A 17,101-nucleotide genomic window follows, 5' to 3' on the forward strand; every position below is an offset into this window, starting at 1 on the left:
AAACACCTCAGGCCAGGCCGTTGAAAGTTGTTTCTATTTCGCGCCAGCCCTGCATATAAGGCGATAATCTCCTTCATTTTCGCTATAGATACGGCTTATAATCCCCGACCTTTGATTATTTTTTTGCCAATCGTTTTGGAAGCAATATGAGCGCTATCTCCCTGATCCAACCGGATCGCGACCTTTTCTCCTGGCCGCAGTACTGGGCCGCCTGCTTTGGGCCGGCGCCGTTTTTGCCGATGTCACGTGACGAGATGGATCAACTTGGCTGGGATAGCTGCGACATTATTCTGGTAACCGGCGACGCCTACGTCGACCATCCGAGCTTCGGCATGGCGATTTGCGGTCGTATGCTGGAAGCGCAGGGCTTCCGCGTGGGGATCATCGCCCAGCCGGACTGGAACAGCAAAGACGACTTTATGCGTCTGGGAAAACCGAACCTGTTCTTCGGCGTCACCGCCGGCAACATGGACTCGATGATCAACCGTTACACCGCTGACCGTAAGCTGCGCCACGATGACGCCTACACCCCAGATAACGTCGCGGGCAAACGCCCGGACCGCGCCACGCTGGTCTATACCCAGCGTTGCAAAGAAGCGTGGAAAGATGTCCCGGTGATCCTCGGCGGCATTGAGGCCAGTCTGCGCCGTACCGCGCATTACGACTACTGGTCTGATACTGTGCGTCGTTCAGTGTTAGTCGATTCCAAAGCCGACATGCTGATGTTTGGCAACGGCGAGCGTCCGCTGGTGGAAGTGGCGCACCGTCTGGCAATGGGCGAAACCATCGATCAGATTCGCGACGTGCGTAACACTGCGATTATGGTTAAAGAAGCGCTGCCTGGCTGGAGCGGCGTCGACTCCACTCGTCTGGACACGCCGGGTAAAATCGATCCAATTCCCCATCCCTATGGTGAGGATCTGCCGTGCGCGGATAACAAGCCGGTCGCGCCGAAAAAGCAGGAAGCTAAAGCGATTACCGTGCAGCCGCCGCGTCCGAAGCCGTGGGAAAAAACCTATATCCTGCTGCCATCCTTTGAAAAGGTGAAAGGCGACAAGGTGCTGTACGCCCATGCGTCGCGTATTCTGCATCACGAAACTAACCCTGGCTGCGCGCGGGCGCTGATGCAAAAACACGGCGACCGCTATGTCTGGATCAACCCGCCCGCCATACCGCTCTCCACTGAAGAGATGGATAGCGTGTTTGCGCTGCCGTATCAGCGTGTGCCGCACCCGGCTTACGGCAATGCCCGTATTCCGGCCTATGAGATGATCCGCTTTTCGATCAATATTATGCGCGGCTGCTTTGGCGGCTGCTCTTTCTGCTCGATCACTGAACATGAAGGGCGCATCATTCAGAGCCGCTCGGAAGACTCTATTATCAACGAGATCGAAGCGATCCGCGACACGGTGCCGGGGTTTACCGGCGTGATCTCCGATCTGGGCGGTCCTACCGCGAACATGTATATGCTGCGCTGTAAGTCGCCGCGTGCGGAGCAGACCTGTCGTCGCCTGTCATGCGTCTATCCGGATATCTGTCCGCATATGGATACTGACCATACGCCGACGATCAATCTTTATCGCCGCGCCCGTGAGCTGAAAGGCATTAAGAAAATCTTAATTGCCTCCGGCGTGCGCTACGACATCGCTGTAGAAGATCCTCGCTACATTAAAGAGCTGGCAAGCCATCATGTGGGCGGCTATCTGAAGATTGCGCCGGAGCATACTGAAGAAGGTCCGCTGTCGAAAATGATGAAGCCGGGTATGGGCAGCTACGATCGCTTTAAAGAGTTATTTGACCTTTACTCTAAGCAGGCTGGAAAAGAGCAGTATCTGATCCCGTATTTTATCTCCGCGCATCCGGGCACGCGGGACGAGGATATGGTGAATCTGGCGCTGTGGCTCAAGCGCCACCGCTTCCGTTTGGATCAGGTGCAGAACTTCTACCCGTCGCCGTTGGCGAATTCGACCACCATGTATTACACCGGCAAAAACCCGCTGGGTAAAATTGGTTATAAGAGTGAAGATGTGGTGGTGCCGAAGGGAGACAGGCAGCGTCGCCTGCATAAGGCACTGCTGCGTTATCACGATCCGGCGAACTGGCCGCTGATTCGCCAGGCGCTGGAAGCGATGGGGAAAAAGCATTTGATTGGCGGTCGCCGTGAGTGTCTGGTGCCTGCGCCGACCATTGAAGAGATGCGCGAAGCGCGTCGCCAGAACCGCAACACGCGCCCGGCGTTGACCAAGCATACGCCGGTGGAACATCAGCGGCAGGGGCTTGCTGCGAATAAGAAGCGCGGGAAAGGCGCAGAGCGTTAATTACCTTTGAATCTGTTGCTTCTGGAAGCTAATGTTTTTGGAAGTAACAGACATCTAAATATATTGTGTCGGTCTTTAGTAATTGTTAAATTACTGGGAGCTTTATATTTTATTTCAATGTTATTGATTGTATAAATTAATTATATATTACCTTAATGATTAAGGCATGATGCTTGTATACAGCCCCAGAGGAGGGGATATCATGGGTATGATTATTATACCTTGTCTTTTTGTCGTTGCTCTAATGGCTATTTTGATAATCATACTGGCCGTTAAAGCATGTAATTCTGAAAAAAGTGAAAACAGACTATCGTTTTGTGCAGGAATCATTTTAGCTGGCATCATTGCTGCGGTTCCTGGATGGTGGCTATATGAGCTTTTTAGCTACGGGCCGTAATATTCAGGTAACCCGACGTTAAGAACCTATCCTGTCAGGTGTTATTGTCGCAGGCAGTGTGAACACAGACAGCGCTTCGATCCCGTTGACTATAGGTTGGATGAGGCGTAGCCGAAATCCGACATTAACGGGCAGACGTCGCCCACTTCGTGAAGCGTCATTAGCCGGTTTACACGGCAGATTGGGCAAAGTGAACGATACATATTTTTATTCCTTTTCTATGCGGATGGTTACCGTGCGCATTTGCGCCAGCAGGCTGCCGCTTTGTTCGCGAATCACATCAGCAATCATCCGTGCCCCCTCAATACCCTGTAGCACAATCTCCTGCCTGAACAACGTAGCTGTCTTGTTTTCGCCAGGCGTGAGTTGAATCTGCACGCGCGCGGTTGCATCGACGTGGCTGGCGTCTTTTGGCATGATATCGACATCCTCCAGCGCCAGATTTTCGAAATCCTGACAGTTGCAGAGCAGCCGACTGCTTAACCAGGGCGTGATGTGGCTTTTAGTGACATTTGCATTACTGCGTAAATCGACGATAAATCCGGTAAAGAGAAAATCTTATTGCTATTTAAAATCAGGGTGTTGTTCATTCCTTTGCTCCCTGGTTTTTAATCTGGATTACGTTTTCTGGTAGCGTGATTGTCTCGTAGTGAGAGATGTCGGTTATCTCGCCTGCGCTGAGCCCCATATGACCATGCCCGTCTTTGTTAAAAGTGCCTTCAATCAGCACCTCGTATCCTCCGTCCTTCTGGAGGTCGAGAGGAATATTAGTGACGAAATTTCCCAACCAAAATCCATTTTCTCTCTGCGTTGCGTCTTTATTGGCATAAATCGCCGCATGTTCAAAACCGAGAATAACGTATCCGCGTAAACGTATTTTTTTCTGATGATAATGATCCGGATGCTGAAGAAGATCGGTGAATGAAATATCTGTAACCGCACTCGCCCTTGTGGGCTGCACTTTCTCATAACGGGTAATATTTGTTATTCCACCAGGATAATGACTTAAATGTCCGGATACACGCATATCAAAGATGCCTTCAACCACCATCGACGCCTCTGTGTGGTTACGGCTTACGGTATAGGGCACGAGAAAATTTTCCAGCCATAATCCATCTTGCTGTGGATCGCCATAAATAGCGTGGCGCTCAAAGCCAGTGAGGACCAGACCACGAATGCGAACTTTTCTGCTATGGTATTCGTCTGGATGAGCAAGTAATTCTGCAATAGTAACATCTGCAATTTTTTGATTATTGATTGCCAGTTGCGGGGCGATTAATAATTTTAATTGTGTGTCATTGTGAAGCTGTCGCCCCAGTGACGGCAGCGGATCATCGATATTATCAACATCGGCAATCAGCAAGCGATCGTGCGGTTTATGCAACTGAAGCGTTAGCCAGCGCGAGTGATTTTTTTCTTTCAGGGTAATGTCCGCCTCAGCGAATTTATCACTGGCAAAGGAGTTTGCCTGACGTATTTCAACGGAGATATCGTTTGGGTTATGGCAAAAACACAGTGCATTAGCCGGCGTGTCAAAAAGTGGTTTGCTGGCGACGGATGCGGTACGGTGGTTCTCTAACATTTCACCGCGCAGCCAGATGTCATAATTCATCCGATCCTGTGGGGAGCCGTAAATACGCGTAATCGCCTGCGCAAGCGTTTCACTGCACTGCGCGCCATGGCTAAAAGCGCAAAGTATTAACAAGAAAAAACACCGCTGCCCGGTTTTCATCCGCCTTTCCTTATCTGCAATACCTGTTCCTGGCATTGCCAGACGATGTTGCCGTCAACCATCGTCAGCAGTACCTGGCTATTGCCGATATCCTCATGCGGCACCGAGAAAATGTCCCTGTCCAGTACCTGAAAATCGGCTACTTTTCCCACTTCGATAGAGCCGCGAACCTGTTCCTGAAACTCCTGATACGCCGCATTGATAGTGTACATTCGCACGCCGTCCGCCACGCTTATCGCCAGCTCTGGGCGGATAATCTTGCCGCTGGACGCCGATTTGCGCGTGACCGCCGCCTGCACCATTTGCCGCCAGTTGACGAGATCCATAATACCGTCGGAGCCGCCCGCCACCGTGACGCCAAGGTCGATGATATCTTTCAGCCCCTTCCCGATTTCGCCTTTGATTCCGCAGACCTGCGCCCGGCGCTCGTAGTCGTATGCCGATCCGCTGGGGGAGGGTTGTTCGGACAAGATAATGCCGTATTTCGCCGCCTTGACGAAATCTTCGCGATCCCCCATTGAACCATGCAGCACATAGTGGCGGCGCTGCGGGGCAGGGCAGGTTTGAATGGCGTTAATGAAGCCGTCGATGGTGACCTTTACCGCTTTATCGCCGACCGCGTGAACGGCTAACTGGTAGCCGCGCTGATGCGCCAGCAGGGCCATTTTATGAAATTCCTGAATTTGTTCTTCTTCGCTGGCCGTTGGGCCGCAAAATACCGAACGGCCAGCCCAACCCGGCCTGTCGGCGTAATCTTGATTCATCCACGCCGTGTGCGACATCGGCACGCCGTCGCAGAATATCTTCACGCTGTGGCAGTCCAGCCAGTTTTTATCGGGGAATTCCGGTAGCCCGCTGGCGTCCAGCGTGTGTTTTAAAATCTCATAAGACTGAACGCCTTTATCGGCGGCATAAAAGGCGAGAGAGACGCGCGCCATGAGCTTTTTTTCTTCCAGTAGCTGGCGGTAAGCGGCAATGCCGGATACGCCAGCGGCGCCCGTCTCGCCCGGCCCCATAGCGCCTTCCGTATAGCTGGCATAGCCTTCACGGTTCATAAAGCGCTGGGCCGCGATAATGTTTTCTTTTAGTTCTTCCACCGTCGGGCGCGGCATGGCTTGTGTAATCAATTGCAGCGCCGGGATATCCAGGAAGTTGCCGTCCGGTTCGCCGTCTGGCGTTTTACCAATGTACCCGCCGATGGGATCTTGCGTCTCGCGGGTGATGCCGACGATCTCCAGCGCGTTGCTGTTGACGAGGCAGGAGTGACCATCCCAGAGGGCCAGAAAGGCAGGGTGGTTGGGCGTCGCGCTGTCGATGTCATGACGCGTCAGCGGGCGGCGGCTGTCGATGATGGCGGGGTTGAAGCCGCAGGCGTGGATCCACTGGCCGGGAGGCGTTGTTGCCGCTCGCTCGCGCAGCAGCGCTAAAAGCGCCTCCAGCGTGCGTGCCGTGCTGCAATTAACGCATTTCCAGCTCGCCGCCAACCAGCTAATGTGCACATGGGCATCGTGGGCGGCGGGCAGAATCAGCTTGCCTTGCAGATCAATAATCTGCGTGTCGGGGCCGATATGTGTTTTTATCTCTTCATCTTCGCCGACGTTGATGATCCAGCCGTTTTTCACCGCGATGGCGCGGGTGAAACGAAAATGACGATCGACTGTCGCCACTTTGCCGTTAATCAATACGGTATCTGCAACGGTCATCGTTTTCTCCTGTGTTTGTTGGCGGGAAATCTCCGTACCAGCGTAATAAACGGCGCTTCGTTTATCTGGATGGATCTGAACCCGGCGATATCCTGTTATTGTGCGATAGCCAGCAACGCAACAGCTTAATAATCTGAATACAGGCGCAGGCAATCGAAGAAATCCTTCGCATCAAGACGCGTGTTCGCACGACTGGCCTCGGCTTTGGCCGCATAAACCTCCGGGCGCAGGGCGTTGATATCCCGCTGGAGTCTGTCTATTTTGGCATTCAGAGTCTGAATATCAGAGGACAAATGATTAACTCTTTCTTCATTCACGCAACCGCTTAACAGACTGGTCGCCAGAATAATGGTTCCCACAGTAAAAATTTTTTCATTTATTGTTCCTTAATTTTCTCTTATTTGGGTGAAATAGTAGATAAGCGTCGGCGGGTGGTCTGTTGCATTGCTTTTAGCAGGCTTCCGCCATCCGGGCGGATAAAGTCTTCAATCTCCCATTGGCCCTGCGTGCGGTGAAGCAATAAATCCTGCACTTTCGTTGACGAATCGGTCAGCGTAAAACGGACATGGATACGTGCGCGATCGTTATTTTCTGCAATCACCTGAATGCTATTCAACCTGGCAAATTGCGATTCTTTGCCAAAAAATATCGGATTATCATAGAAATATAACTTATCGGTTTCCATTTCCGTATCCTGATCGTTATCAGGTTCGATGGTTATAGGGGCGTCGGCAAGAAAGGCGTTACGATACGCAGATGATGTCGTCCAGCGCCACGGCCAGGCAAAATGGCTAAGGCGGCCAAATGCAGGAATATCATTATTTTTATATGCTGTCTGAGAATAATCATTCACCGCCTGGCGATACTGTGCGGAAACAACCCATGTCCACGGCCAGCTATAATCATCCAGACGGTTGAAAAGTTCACGGACAAAATGTTGTGGGCGCTCTCTTTGCAGCGATCGCAGCGACGCAAGGGTTTTCTGATTTTCGCTATTAATTGCCTGCCAGAGACTGCCTTGCGGGCTGATAATATCGTCAATAAGCCAGCGGTCGCCTTCGGCGATCAGTTTCAGCGTTTGTGTGATGGCTTCCGGAGAGTCTTTGAAAGGGCGAAACTGTACGGTGGCGTCAGCATGAGAGACATCCGTCTGGTGAATGGTTATATTTTCCAACACCAGGTGGTCATATTCCTGGCAGTCACAAAGCGGATCGGAGTCCAGCCAGCCAATATCGCCCGGTAAGGTCAACCGATCGTTCAGGAGAATGACGTTTTTCATCCGCGTGGAAATAAGCGATTTTTCCGTTGTATCACCAAAATAGAGGGAATCAGATTCTATTTCATAGCTATGGTAAATCTGCCTGACCGTCTGCTCTGGCGATAACGGCGGCGTTCGCGCCAGCGCGGGAATCGTCAAAAAAAAACTGAGCAAGAGGAGGATATATTTCATTGGGCGTTTCCTTATTCCCGGTTTAATCCATCCGATCTGAGTCTGTAAGCAGTATTATTTTTTACTCTTTTGTTTAGCCATTTCGGCCTCGAGTTCTTTAATATCCTGCTGCCTTTTACGTTCATTTTCCGCCCGCGGTGCTACGCGCTCGTAGCGTGTGATATCGGTAATGCCGCCGGGCCACGCGCCGAAATGGCCGTTCATGTCCATATCGAACGTTCCCGCGATCATCACATAATCGCCGTTAAGCTGACGCGCTTTGGCGAGGGTAATGACCGGGTTAGGAAAGCCGATATCCAGCCACAGGCTGTTGCCGTCAACGTTATTCAACCAGGCGTCTTTATCAAGGAATAGCGCGTTACCTTCAAATTCGATATTTCCGACGCCGATGACCACTATTTTTTGCAGATGGTATTTTTCTGGATTGGCCAGCAAGGCCGCCATAGATATCGGCCAGGAGAATGAATCTCTCCCCGGTTCAGCTCTTGTCGCCGTACTTTTTATCCTCGTATCTTCACGGATTTCACTGCGCAGACTTTTGGGGAGTTCGCTTCCGTCGTCGGTATCTTCCACTAACCAGAGTTCGCTGTCGCGATCGCGAACCAGCGTTAGCCCTAACAAGCGATGAGCGCCGACGTTCTCTTTATTAAGCGTCAGTTGTACCAGAGCATGAATACGTCCGGCATTCAGCGGCGTGGTATCAATCAATTCGGCGGAGACAAACATCTCGTCCTGACAGCGGCAAAGAAGATTATTGCTCAGCCAGGGCGTTATACCTCCCGTTGTCACATTGGCATTCGTCCGTAAATCGACGATAAATCCACCTGACAATATTTTGTCGCTATTTTCCACCAGCGGCTGATACAGTCGGGTAATCGCCTGCTCCGGGGATTCTCCGGCAAACACCGCAGTACTAAATAGCAGAAGAAGCAGAGGCAACGACCCTGTTGACCACGCTTTCATGATGACATCCTTGATGAAGAGGCGGAGTTGTAAATATTAACAAGTGCGGGCTAACGGGGGGAGTTGATGATTTCCGAAAAGCCCGACAAATGTCGGGCCGGAAGAGACGGTTAACCGCTCGATTATCTCCGCGACTGAGTTTAGTAAAGACCCAGCACTTTCCACCATGCGAGGCCGACTGTCAAAAAGACCGCCTGATTAAAGAGGCTGATAATAAATCCCGTTCGCCACCAGACGCCCGTCGGTACATAGCCGGCGCCAAAAAGAATGGGGCCGCGTGCGTGGGTATACTGCGTAAGAGAGCAGTACAGGCTGCTGGTAAACGCCAGCATAAGCGCCATCGGCGCTGCCGGTATATTCAGATGCAGACCGACGCCCAGAAACACCGCATACAGCGCGGCGATCTGCGCGTTGCCGCTGGCGAAAAAATAGTGGGTATAAAAATAGGCTGCGTTAAGCAGCAGCAGGATGATTATCCAGCTGGTTCCATGCATCGTACTGCCGATGCTGTCGCCAATCAGGTTGCCAAACCAACTGGTGAATCCTAGTTTCTTCAACTGGTTAGCCATCATCAGCAGCGCGGCAAACCAAATCAACGTATCCCAGGCGCCTTTTTCGCTTTTAACGTCTTCCCAGGTGAGCACGCCGCTCAGTAATAAAATCGAGAGACCGACAAAAGAGGCCGTCGTGGCATCCACGCCGAGCGAGCTGCCAAAAATCCATAGCACCAGCAACACGCCGACGGTCGCCAGCATGAGCCACTCGCCGCGCGTCATACTGCCCATTTGCGCCAGCTCTTTGCGCGCCAAATCCGGCGCATCCGGCGTATGTTTAATTTCCGGACGCGTCAGCCAGTAGACCAGCAGCGGGACGATAAGAAAAGAGACCAGGCAAGGCAGGAGCGCGGCGATAAACCAGCTTCCCCAGCTCAACGTAACGCCGGCGTTCGCCGCCAGTTTTACCGCCAGCAGGTTACCCGTATAACCGGTCATAAACAGTGCGGCGGTGACGTCGTTAACATTGCCAATACAGGTGATCAGAAAGGTGCCGATTTTGCTGCGAGACTCATCTTCCGGATGTGAATCAAAGCTGCGCGCCAGCGAGTCGGCGATCGGGTAAATCACGCCGCCGCAGCGCGCGGTGTTACTGGGCATCGCGGGGGAGAGGATCAGATCGGCAAACGCCAGACCATAAGCCAGACCCAGCGTTCGTTTACCTAACAGACGGATCATTTGTAGGGCGATACGCCGACCCAGCCCGGTTTTGATAAACCCACGGGCAATCATAAAGGCGACGACGATAAGCCAGATCAGCGAACTGTTCAGCTCGCTCAAGGCCGTGGTAATCGCGCCGCTGGCCGTTTTGTCGCCGGCAGCATAGGCGAGCGCAAAGACGGTGATGCCGATAATACCGACCGCGCCAATAGGCAGCACTTTCGCCACGATAGAGGCGATCGTCGCGACAAAAATAATCGCGGAATGCCAGGCCGGCGCGCTTAACCCGGAAGGGGGCGTTAGCTGCCACAGTCCGGCGGCGATAACCAGAATAAGAATGAATGGGAGCCATTTGACGCCCTGAGATTTTTTTTCCGCCACAATCACACATCCATAAATATTTTATATACATTAAGTAAATTGATAATAATCATGAATAAATATTCATAAAATCAGAATAATTCTGCGCTTGTGTGTGGGGGAAATATACTGTTAAATGCGCGTAATTGTTTCTTAATATTTCGAAATGAAAAAAAGCCCGACGACATCGTCGGGCATGGCGTGCGATAAATCCGGCTTAACCGCCGAACTGATCCGGATCGGGGCCGAGGCGTTTTCCTTGATCCAGTTTTGCGATCTCGCCTAATTCATCTTTATCGAGACGGAAATCCCAGACAGCAAAGTTTTCCGCGATACGGGAAGGGGTGACGGATTTCGGAATGACGACCAGCCCGCAGTCCAGATGCCAGCGAATAACAATCTGGGCGGGCGTTTTGCCGTATTTATCCGCCAGTTCGCGAATCACTTTCTGATCGAATACGCCTTCGCCGCCCTGCGCCAGCGGGCTCCAGGACTCGGTCTGGATTTTATGCGTCGCATTCCACGCATGTAGCTGGCGCTGTTGCATCAAGGGGTGAAGCTCGATCTGGTTGATCACAGGGGTAACGCCGGTTTCATCGATCAGACGCTGGAGGTGATGGATCTGAAAGTTACAGACCCCGATACTCTTTACCAGCCCCTCTTTTTGCAGCGCGATCATGCCTTTCCAGGCGTCGACATAGTGATCGATAGCCGGTACGGGCCAGTGCATCAGATAGAGATCGAGATAATCAAGCTGCAGTTTTTTCAGACTCTCCTGCAGGGCTTCGCGGGGACGTTTTTGATCGTCATTCCACAACTTGGTGGTGATAAACAGCTCTTCCCGCGCCACGCTCGCTGCTTTTAGCGCTTTGCCGACGCCTTCTTCATTCTGATATGCTGTGGCGGTATCAATCGATCGATAGCCCACCTCCAGCGCTTTATGAATCGCCGCGATCACCTCTTCATTGCTTGCTTTCCAGACTCCCAGCCCAAGTTGTGGCATTACGTTGCCATCCTGTAGCCTGATAATGGTTGGATTAGCCATGATGTGTTCCTCTTTTAATTGGCTCGCCGGAGTCGGGTCCGGCGAGACTAAGTGACTTAAGTCTGGACGAAATGGCCAAAAACGAAAGTCAGAGGCGAAAAAACCTTAGCGCGCCGCTTCATAAATCCGACGGCTGACATCCAGCGTAATATCCTGATTTTCACCTAAATTTGTGCATCCATGCGCCTCAAGTTTAGCCAGTAGCGCCGGAATAGTGCTGCCATCCAGACCGTAATCGGACAAGTGGGTAGGCACGCCCATCTGTTCAAAGAAACGGCGGGTGGCGGCAATGGCGGCATCAATACGCTCGTCGTCGGAACCGTCGGTGATATTCCATACACGTTCAGCATATTGCAGGAGTTTTGCACGTTTAACGTCTCGTTTTTCGTTCCATAGCGCAGGCAGAACGATAGCCAGCGTCTGGGCATGATCGAGACCGTGCATCGCGGTAAGCTCATGGCCCAGCATATGCGTCGCCCAGTCCTGCGGAACACCAGCGCCAATCAGGCCATTTAACGCCTGAGTAGCGGCCCACATCACGTTAGCGCGGACGTCATAGTTTTCAGGCTCTTGCAGCGCTTTGGGACCTTCTTCGATCAGTGTGAGTAAAATGCCTTCGGCGAAACGATCCTGAATTTTGCCGTTAACCGGGTAAGTGACGTACTGCTCAACGGTATGGACGAAAGCATCCACGACGCCGTTCGCAACCTGGCGCGGCGGCAATGTATAGGTGTAGACCGGGTCCAGTACGGCAAACACCGGTTGCACGAACGAGGAGTGGAAGGCTTGTTTGTCGCCAGTGGTTTTACGGGAAATGACTGCGCCGGCGTTCGATTCTGAGCCGGTTGCCGGTAGGGTTAGCACAGACCCCATCGGGATTGCGCTACGAATCTCAGTACCGCCGGTTTCCAGAATGTGCCACGGATCGACGCCGTCCGTATACTGCGCCGCTGCGGCGATAAATTTGGTGCCGTCCAGTACGGAACCGCCGCCAACGGCCAGCAGGAAGGTAATATTTTCGTCGCGCACAAGCTGCACGGCCTTCATCAGCGTTTCATAGGACGGGTTCGGTTCAATACCGCCAAACTCCCGAACATCCAGTCCTTTTAACGCTTCCTGAACTTGCGCCAGTACGCCGGTCTTTTTCACGCTACCGCCGCCATAGGTAATCAGCACGCGGGCGTCCTGCGGGATTTGATCGCGAAGATCGACGATAGCGCCTTTACCAAACAGAATGCGGGTAGGGGTATGTAATTTGAAATTGTTCATTGCTCATTCCCTTATGTGGGTAAAAAGAGGGCAGGCGGCTGTCTGCCTGATGGCCATCATTGTGGTCTCGTGAGGGATGTCTCTCAATGCACATTTCTGCCAATGTTTTGCCTATTTCTCCAGAATGCTGGAGAAAATCGCTAAAAATGCGCACAATCCAGCGGAGTGGATTTGATGAAAAAATGGCGCGTTATGAATCGTGAAGCAATTTGCTTACAGTTGGCGGATAAAATTAATCATTTAAAAAATAATGATAAAATAATCAGCGAGCGGCTGGCGGGCATTCGTCTGTTGTATGGTGTTGAACCGGGGCCGCGCACGCCGGTCATGTATCAGCCTGGCATCATATTTCTCTTTTCCGGCCATAAAATTGGCTATATTAACAAGCGCAAGTTTCGTTATGACGCTAATGAATATCTCTTACTGACCGTGCCGCTCCCTTTTGAATGCGAGACCTGGGCGACGCCGGAGGTACCGCTGGCCGGTATTCGGCTCGATATTGATGTGCTGCAACTGCAAGAGTTGCTCATGGACATTGGCGAAGATGAGCGTTTCCAGTTGCCGATGGCGGCCAGTGGGATTAACTCCGCCACGCTGTCGGACGAGATTTTATGCGCGGTGGAAAGATTGCTGGATGTGATGGAGCGCCCGCTGGATGCGCGGATTCTGGGAAAACAAATTATTCGCGAAATTCTTTATCATGTGCTGATGGGACCGCGCGGCGGGGCGCTGCTTGCACTGGTTAGTCGCCAGACGCACTTTAGCCTGATCAGTCGCGTACTTAAACAGATCGAAATGAAATACACCGAGAACCTGAATGTTGAGCAACTGGCGGCAGAAGCGAACATGAGCGTGTCGGCGTTTCACCATAATTTTAAGGCGGTCACCAGCACCTCGCCGTTGCAGTATTTAAAAAGCTACCGACTGCATAAAGCGCGGATGATGATGATTCACGACGGTATGAAGGCCAGCGCTGCGGCGATGCAGGTCGGCTATGAGAGCGCATCGCAGTTTAGCCGGGAGTTTAAACGTTATTTTGGCGTTACGCCGGGCGAAGATGCGGCAAGAATGCGGACAATGCAAGGGAGCTAAGTGGGGCATCCCGCCACGGGTCAACGAAGCGTAACCGGGCCATCCTGGCCGATTATGGATACGTCAGGCGTTACAGTATTTCTTTTTAATCACCACGACCAGCGTACCTAACAGTCCGGCGACCAGTAGCGCGACGGGAAGGATCATTAAAAATGTCATTACCTGGTCTTCATGGCGCTTAACAAACGGGATCATACTGAGCGCGTAGCCGAAGCTGGTCACGACAGTCACCCACAGCAGGCCGCTTAACCAGTTAAAAAACTGAAACCGGCGGTTGGACAGGCCGGAAATACCCGCCATTGTTGGCAGCAGAGTGCGGACAAACGCCAGAAAGCGCCCGGCAAGCAACGCTAACAAACCGTGGCGGTCAAACATGCAGGTGGCGCGCTGATGATATTTTGCCGGAAGCTGCGCCAGCCAGCCTTTGACGGTACGCGTATTACCGAGCCAGCGTCCCTGGATATAACTTAGCCAGCAGCCGAGACTGGCCGCGGTGGTGAGAATGCCAATCGTCGGCAAAAAATGCATCACATCCTGGGCGATCAACGCGCCTGCCAGTAGCAGCAGACTATCGCCAGGTAAGAATGATGCTGGCAGCAGACCGTTTTCTAAAAATAGCGTGGCGAACATGACAAAGTAGACGACGCTAACAACGTGTGGATTCGCCAGCGCGGCAAAATCATGTTGCCAGAGCGCAGCGATAATATCTTGAATGACAGCCATGAACTTTCCTGTGGAACAGCATTTATGCTTTTATTCGCCTATTGTACTCCTGAATCGTCCGGGATGCCTTGATCCCGGACGCAACAAACGCAGACTTTTCCACGGAAATTGTCTGCATATATGTCCATCCCCGGCAACTTTACACAATTCTGGCGAAGCCGGCGGCTAAATCAGCGATCAAATCATCAACACTCTCTAAACCAATATGCACCCTAACCAGCGTACCGGTAAAATCTACGCCGCCTGCGGGACGAATCGCGGCGATCTGTTCCGGCTGATTAGCAATAATCAGCGATTCGTAGCCTCCCCAGGAGTAGGCCATACTGAACAGCGAAAAGTTATCCAGATAGGCTGATAATTCAGCCTCGGTCAGCTTTTTATTGAGCACAAAGGAGAACAGGCCGCTGCTACCTGTAAAGTCTCGTTTCCAGAACGCATGACCTTTGCTACCCGGCAGGGCCGGATGATTAACGCGCGCGACCTGAGGATGGTTCGCCAGCCACGCGGCGATTTTGAGGCTGCTTTCTTGATGCTGGCGCAGTCGGACGCCGAGCGTGCGCAGCCCGCGGCTGGTCATATAAGCCGTGTCGGCGTCGAGCATTTGCCCCATCAGATAGGCGTTTTCCCGCAATTGTTCCCAGCAGCGCGCATTTGCAACGGCAGTCCCGACCATCGCATCAGAATGACCAATCAGATATTTAGTGCCCGCCTGGATAGAGATATCAATATCGAATTCCAGAGCTTTGAACAGAACGCCAGCCGCCCAGGTATTATCAATCATGATGACGGCTTCTGGCGCGACGCGTCTGACCGCACTGACAATGGTCGGAATATCATGTACTTCCATGGTAATAGAACCGGGGGATTCCAGAAATACGACTTTCGTGTTCGGCTGAATATGTTGCGTGATATCAGCGCCGATGAGCGGGTCGAACCAGCTTGTCGTCACGCCCAGTTTGCCGAGAATTTTGCTGCAGAAATCCTGGCTGGGTTCATAGGCTGTGTTGGTCATCAGGATGTGGTCGCCCTGCTCAACGAATGCCAGAATGGTGTTGGCGACCGCCGCCGCGCCGCACGGGAAGAGCGCGCATCCGGCGCCGCCTTCCAGTTCACACATGGCTTCCTGGAGCGAAAAGTGGGTCAGCGTTCCCCGGCGTCCGTAAAATAATTCGCCGTTGGCGCGATTGCGGGTAGCGTGTTTTTTGGCCTCGACGGTGTCAAACACCAGTGAAGAAGCGCGTTGAATCACACTATTCACTGAGCCAAGCGTGTATTTTTTGCTGCGTCCTGCGTTTACCAGTTTGGTATCCAACTGTTTATCCGTCATGTTGCGTTTCCTGATTTTAACCGTCTGGATGTCTAAACTAGCATGAATATAACCATCTGCACCCTGGCGACGTGTGATACAGATGAAAATTTTGCCAAAATAAAAACAGGTGGCTTTTTTAATGCGTAAGCGCAAAGAAAAAGCAGTAAAGGTGCGGCAGTATGTAAATAGTAATGAGAACGACTATCAATTCGACGTTGTTTTGATATTATTATGCTCAGATTTTGTGATTTGCGTCCTGGAGATACAGAGTGGGTAATAATTTGATGCAGACGGATCTTTCCGTCTGGGGCATGTATCAGCACGCCGATATTGTCGTGAAGTGCGTGATGATTGGTTTGATTCTGGCGTCAGTCGTCACCTGGGCTATCTTCTTCAGTAAAAGCGTTGAGTTTTTCACGCAAAAGCGCCGCTTAAAGCGCGAACAATTGCAATTAGCCGATGCGCGCTCCTTAGATCAGGCTTCCGACATTGCGGCAGGTTTCAGCGCAAAAAGCCTCAGCGCACAGCTCATCAATGAAGCGCAGAATGAACTGGAACTCTCTCAGGGCAGCGAAGATAACGAAGGGATTAAAGAACGTACCGGCTTCCGTCTGGAACGTCGCGTCGCAGCGGTGGGCCGCTACATGGGACGAGGCAACGGTTATCTGGCGACGATCGGCGCCATTTCCCCCTTCGTCGGGTTGTTTGGCACCGTATGGGGCATTATGAATAGCTTCATCGGTATTGCGCAAACGCAGACCACCAACCTGGCGGTGGTTGCTCCTGGTATTGCGGAAGCGCTGCTGGCGACGGCGATTGGGCTGGTAGCCGCGATCCCGGCGGTCGTCATTTACAACATCTTCGCACGTCAGATAGGCAGTTACAAAGCGACGCTGGGCGACGTGGCGGCGCAGGTATTGCTGCTGCAAAGCCGCGATCTTGATCTGAATGCGAGCGCCAGTGCGCAGCCGGTACGCGCCGCGCAGAAATTACGGGTAGGGTAATGCGTCATGGCAATGCGTCTTAACGAGAACCTGGATGACAACGGCGAAATGCATGAAATCAACGTGACGCCGTTTATCGATGTCATGTTGGTTCTGCTGATTATCTTTATGGTGGCTGCGCCGCTGGCGACGGTGGACGTCAAGGTGAATCTGCCCGCTTCTACCAGTACGCCACAGCCGCGTCCGGAAAAACCGGTTTATCTGTCGGTGAAAGCGGATAACACCATGTTTATCGGTAACGATCCGGTGACGGATGATACGATGATTGCCGAGCTAACGGCCCTGACGGAAGGGAAAAAGGATACTACGATTTTCTTCCGCGCGGATAAAACCGTAGAGTATGAAACCCTGATGAAAGTGATGGATATGCTGCATCAGGCGGGCTATCTCAAGATTGGTCTGGTCGGCGAAGAGACCGCGAAAGCGAAATAAGTATTTTGCTGATGCTGTAGGCCGGGTAAGGCGAAGTCGCCACCCGGTTTTTTTATTGCCTAAGATGGCGCCTTGCGTAACAGAAGTGCG

Annotated in this window: 15 protein-coding genes and 1 pseudogene; 5 read left to right on the forward strand and 11 right to left on the reverse strand. The window is 52.2% G+C overall.

What is annotated here, in order from left to right; genetic code table 11:
* Positions 1 to 146: 146 nt before the first annotated feature.
* Both NA986_RS07545 and NA986_RS07550 read left to right on the forward strand, forming a co-directional pair.
* Positions 147 to 2,318 (forward strand): YgiQ family radical SAM protein, encoded by a 2,172-nt coding sequence (locus NA986_RS07545; RefSeq protein WP_020899261.1) that lies wholly within the window; start codon positions 147 to 149, stop codon positions 2,316 to 2,318.
* Between the two features lie 202 nt (positions 2,319 to 2,520).
* Entirely contained in the window at positions 2,521 to 2,715 is a 195-nt protein-coding gene (locus NA986_RS07550) for a hypothetical protein (protein ID WP_000525386.1), read from the forward strand.
* 207 nt (positions 2,716 to 2,922) lie between these two features.
* On the opposite strand, the gene NA986_RS07555 is transcribed toward NA986_RS07550, so the two are convergent.
* From NA986_RS07555 to yqhD, 9 genes and pseudogenes are all read right to left on the reverse strand, one after another.
* Positions 2,923 to 3,132, reverse strand: a complete 210-nt coding sequence (locus NA986_RS07555; RefSeq protein WP_020899259.1) for a hypothetical protein — start codon at positions 3,130 to 3,132, stop codon at positions 2,923 to 2,925.
* A gap of 169 nt (positions 3,133 to 3,301) precedes the next feature.
* On the reverse strand, positions 3,302 to 4,447 hold the full coding sequence (locus tag NA986_RS07560) for a hypothetical protein (RefSeq protein WP_023215693.1): 1,146 nt from the start codon (positions 4,445 to 4,447) through the stop codon (positions 3,302 to 3,304).
* Positions 4,444 to 6,150, reverse strand: a complete 1,707-nt coding sequence (locus NA986_RS07565) for an amidohydrolase (RefSeq protein ID WP_023215692.1) — start codon at positions 6,148 to 6,150, stop codon at positions 4,444 to 4,446. Before NA986_RS07565 ends, NA986_RS07560 begins: the two co-directional genes overlap by 4 nt.
* Positions 6,151 to 6,275: 125 nt before the next feature.
* A complete protein-coding gene (gene yqhH, locus NA986_RS07570; protein WP_229578409.1) occupies positions 6,276 to 6,518 on the reverse strand; it encodes a lipoprotein YqhH in 243 nt (80 codons plus the stop codon).
* A gap of 29 nt (positions 6,519 to 6,547) precedes the next feature.
* Complete coding sequence (locus tag NA986_RS07575; RefSeq protein WP_070793829.1) at positions 6,548 to 7,600, reverse strand: DUF3828 domain-containing protein; 1,053 nt, start codon at positions 7,598 to 7,600, stop codon at positions 6,548 to 6,550.
* 54 nt (positions 7,601 to 7,654) lie between these two features.
* Complete coding sequence (locus NA986_RS07580) at positions 7,655 to 8,563, reverse strand: hypothetical protein (RefSeq protein WP_000649289.1); 909 nt, start codon at positions 8,561 to 8,563, stop codon at positions 7,655 to 7,657.
* A gap of 140 nt (positions 8,564 to 8,703) precedes the next feature.
* Positions 8,704 to 10,189 (reverse strand): annotated as a pseudogene (locus tag NA986_RS07585) (DASS family sodium-coupled anion symporter).
* Positions 10,190 to 10,354: 165 nt separating this feature from the next.
* Complete coding sequence (dkgA, locus tag NA986_RS07590) at positions 10,355 to 11,182, reverse strand: 2,5-didehydrogluconate reductase DkgA (protein WP_000013100.1); 828 nt, start codon at positions 11,180 to 11,182, stop codon at positions 10,355 to 10,357.
* A gap of 105 nt (positions 11,183 to 11,287) precedes the next feature.
* On the reverse strand, positions 11,288 to 12,451 hold the full coding sequence (yqhD, locus tag NA986_RS07595) for an alcohol dehydrogenase (protein ID WP_070793830.1): 1,164 nt from the start codon (positions 12,449 to 12,451) through the stop codon (positions 11,288 to 11,290).
* A gap of 192 nt (positions 12,452 to 12,643) precedes the next feature.
* Between yqhD and NA986_RS07600 the strand changes: the two genes are divergently transcribed.
* Positions 12,644 to 13,543 (forward strand): AraC family transcriptional regulator, encoded by a 900-nt coding sequence (locus tag NA986_RS07600; RefSeq protein WP_024147214.1) that lies wholly within the window; start codon positions 12,644 to 12,646, stop codon positions 13,541 to 13,543.
* 63 nt (positions 13,544 to 13,606) lie between these two features.
* Here NA986_RS07600 and yghB read toward each other — a convergent pair whose 3' ends face one another.
* Together yghB and metC are read right to left on the reverse strand one after the other, a co-directional pair.
* Positions 13,607 to 14,266, reverse strand: coding sequence for a DedA family general envelope maintenance protein YghB (yghB, locus tag NA986_RS07605; protein ID WP_000268444.1), 660 nt, complete (start codon positions 14,264 to 14,266; stop codon positions 13,607 to 13,609).
* 139 nt (positions 14,267 to 14,405) lie between these two features.
* Positions 14,406 to 15,593: a cystathionine beta-lyase gene (gene metC, locus NA986_RS07610; RefSeq protein ID WP_000130270.1), complete on the reverse strand. Its 1,188-nt coding sequence runs from the start codon at positions 15,591 to 15,593 to the stop codon at positions 14,406 to 14,408.
* A gap of 251 nt (positions 15,594 to 15,844) precedes the next feature.
* Here metC and exbB point away from each other — a divergent pair, with 251 nt between their 5' ends.
* Positions 15,845 to 16,579 carry a tol-pal system-associated acyl-CoA thioesterase gene (gene exbB, locus NA986_RS07615; protein WP_000527859.1) on the forward strand — a complete coding sequence of 245 codons (735 nt, stop codon included), beginning with the start codon at positions 15,845 to 15,847 and terminating at the stop codon, positions 16,577 to 16,579.
* A gap of 6 nt (positions 16,580 to 16,585) precedes the next feature.
* Positions 16,586 to 17,011: a TonB system transport protein ExbD gene (gene exbD, locus NA986_RS07620; protein WP_001251476.1), complete on the forward strand. Its 426-nt coding sequence runs from the start codon at positions 16,586 to 16,588 to the stop codon at positions 17,009 to 17,011.
* Positions 17,012 to 17,101 lie beyond the last annotated feature (90 nt).

The sequence above is a fragment of the Salmonella sp. NW177 genome (genome assembly GCF_051811585.1).
Lineage (GTDB): Bacteria > Pseudomonadota > Gammaproteobacteria > Enterobacterales > Enterobacteriaceae > Salmonella > Salmonella enterica.

Bases quoted from the DNA above. Each gene is read 5' to 3' on its own strand.
- NA986_RS07545 (WP_020899261.1), top strand. From the start codon at position 147: ATGAGCGCTATCTCCCTGATCCAACCGGATCGCGACCTTTTCTCCTGG.
- NA986_RS07550 (WP_000525386.1), top strand. From the start codon at position 2,521: ATGGGTATGATTATTATACCTTGTCTTTTTGTCGTTGCTCTAATGGCT.
- NA986_RS07555 (WP_020899259.1), bottom strand. From the start codon at position 3,132: ATGCCAAAAGACGCCAGCCACGTCGATGCAACCGCGCGCGTGCAGATT.
- NA986_RS07560 (WP_023215693.1), bottom strand. From the start codon at position 4,447: ATGAAAACCGGGCAGCGGTGTTTTTTCTTGTTAATACTTTGCGCTTTT.
- NA986_RS07565 (WP_023215692.1), bottom strand. From the start codon at position 6,150: ATGACCGTTGCAGATACCGTATTGATTAACGGCAAAGTGGCGACAGTC.
- NA986_RS07575 (WP_070793829.1), bottom strand. From the start codon at position 7,600: ATGAAATATATCCTCCTCTTGCTCAGTTTTTTTTTGACGATTCCCGCG.
- NA986_RS07580 (WP_000649289.1), bottom strand. From the start codon at position 8,563: ATGAAAGCGTGGTCAACAGGGTCGTTGCCTCTGCTTCTTCTGCTATTT.
- dkgA (WP_000013100.1), bottom strand. From the start codon at position 11,182: ATGGCTAATCCAACCATTATCAGGCTACAGGATGGCAACGTAATGCCA.
- yqhD (WP_070793830.1), bottom strand. From the start codon at position 12,451: ATGAACAATTTCAAATTACATACCCCTACCCGCATTCTGTTTGGTAAA.
- NA986_RS07600 (WP_024147214.1), top strand. From the start codon at position 12,644: ATGAATCGTGAAGCAATTTGCTTACAGTTGGCGGATAAAATTAATCAT.
- yghB (WP_000268444.1), bottom strand. From the start codon at position 14,266: ATGGCTGTCATTCAAGATATTATCGCTGCGCTCTGGCAACATGATTTT.
- metC (WP_000130270.1), bottom strand. From the start codon at position 15,593: ATGACGGATAAACAGTTGGATACCAAACTGGTAAACGCAGGACGCAGC.
- exbD (WP_001251476.1), top strand. From the start codon at position 16,586: ATGGCAATGCGTCTTAACGAGAACCTGGATGACAACGGCGAAATGCAT.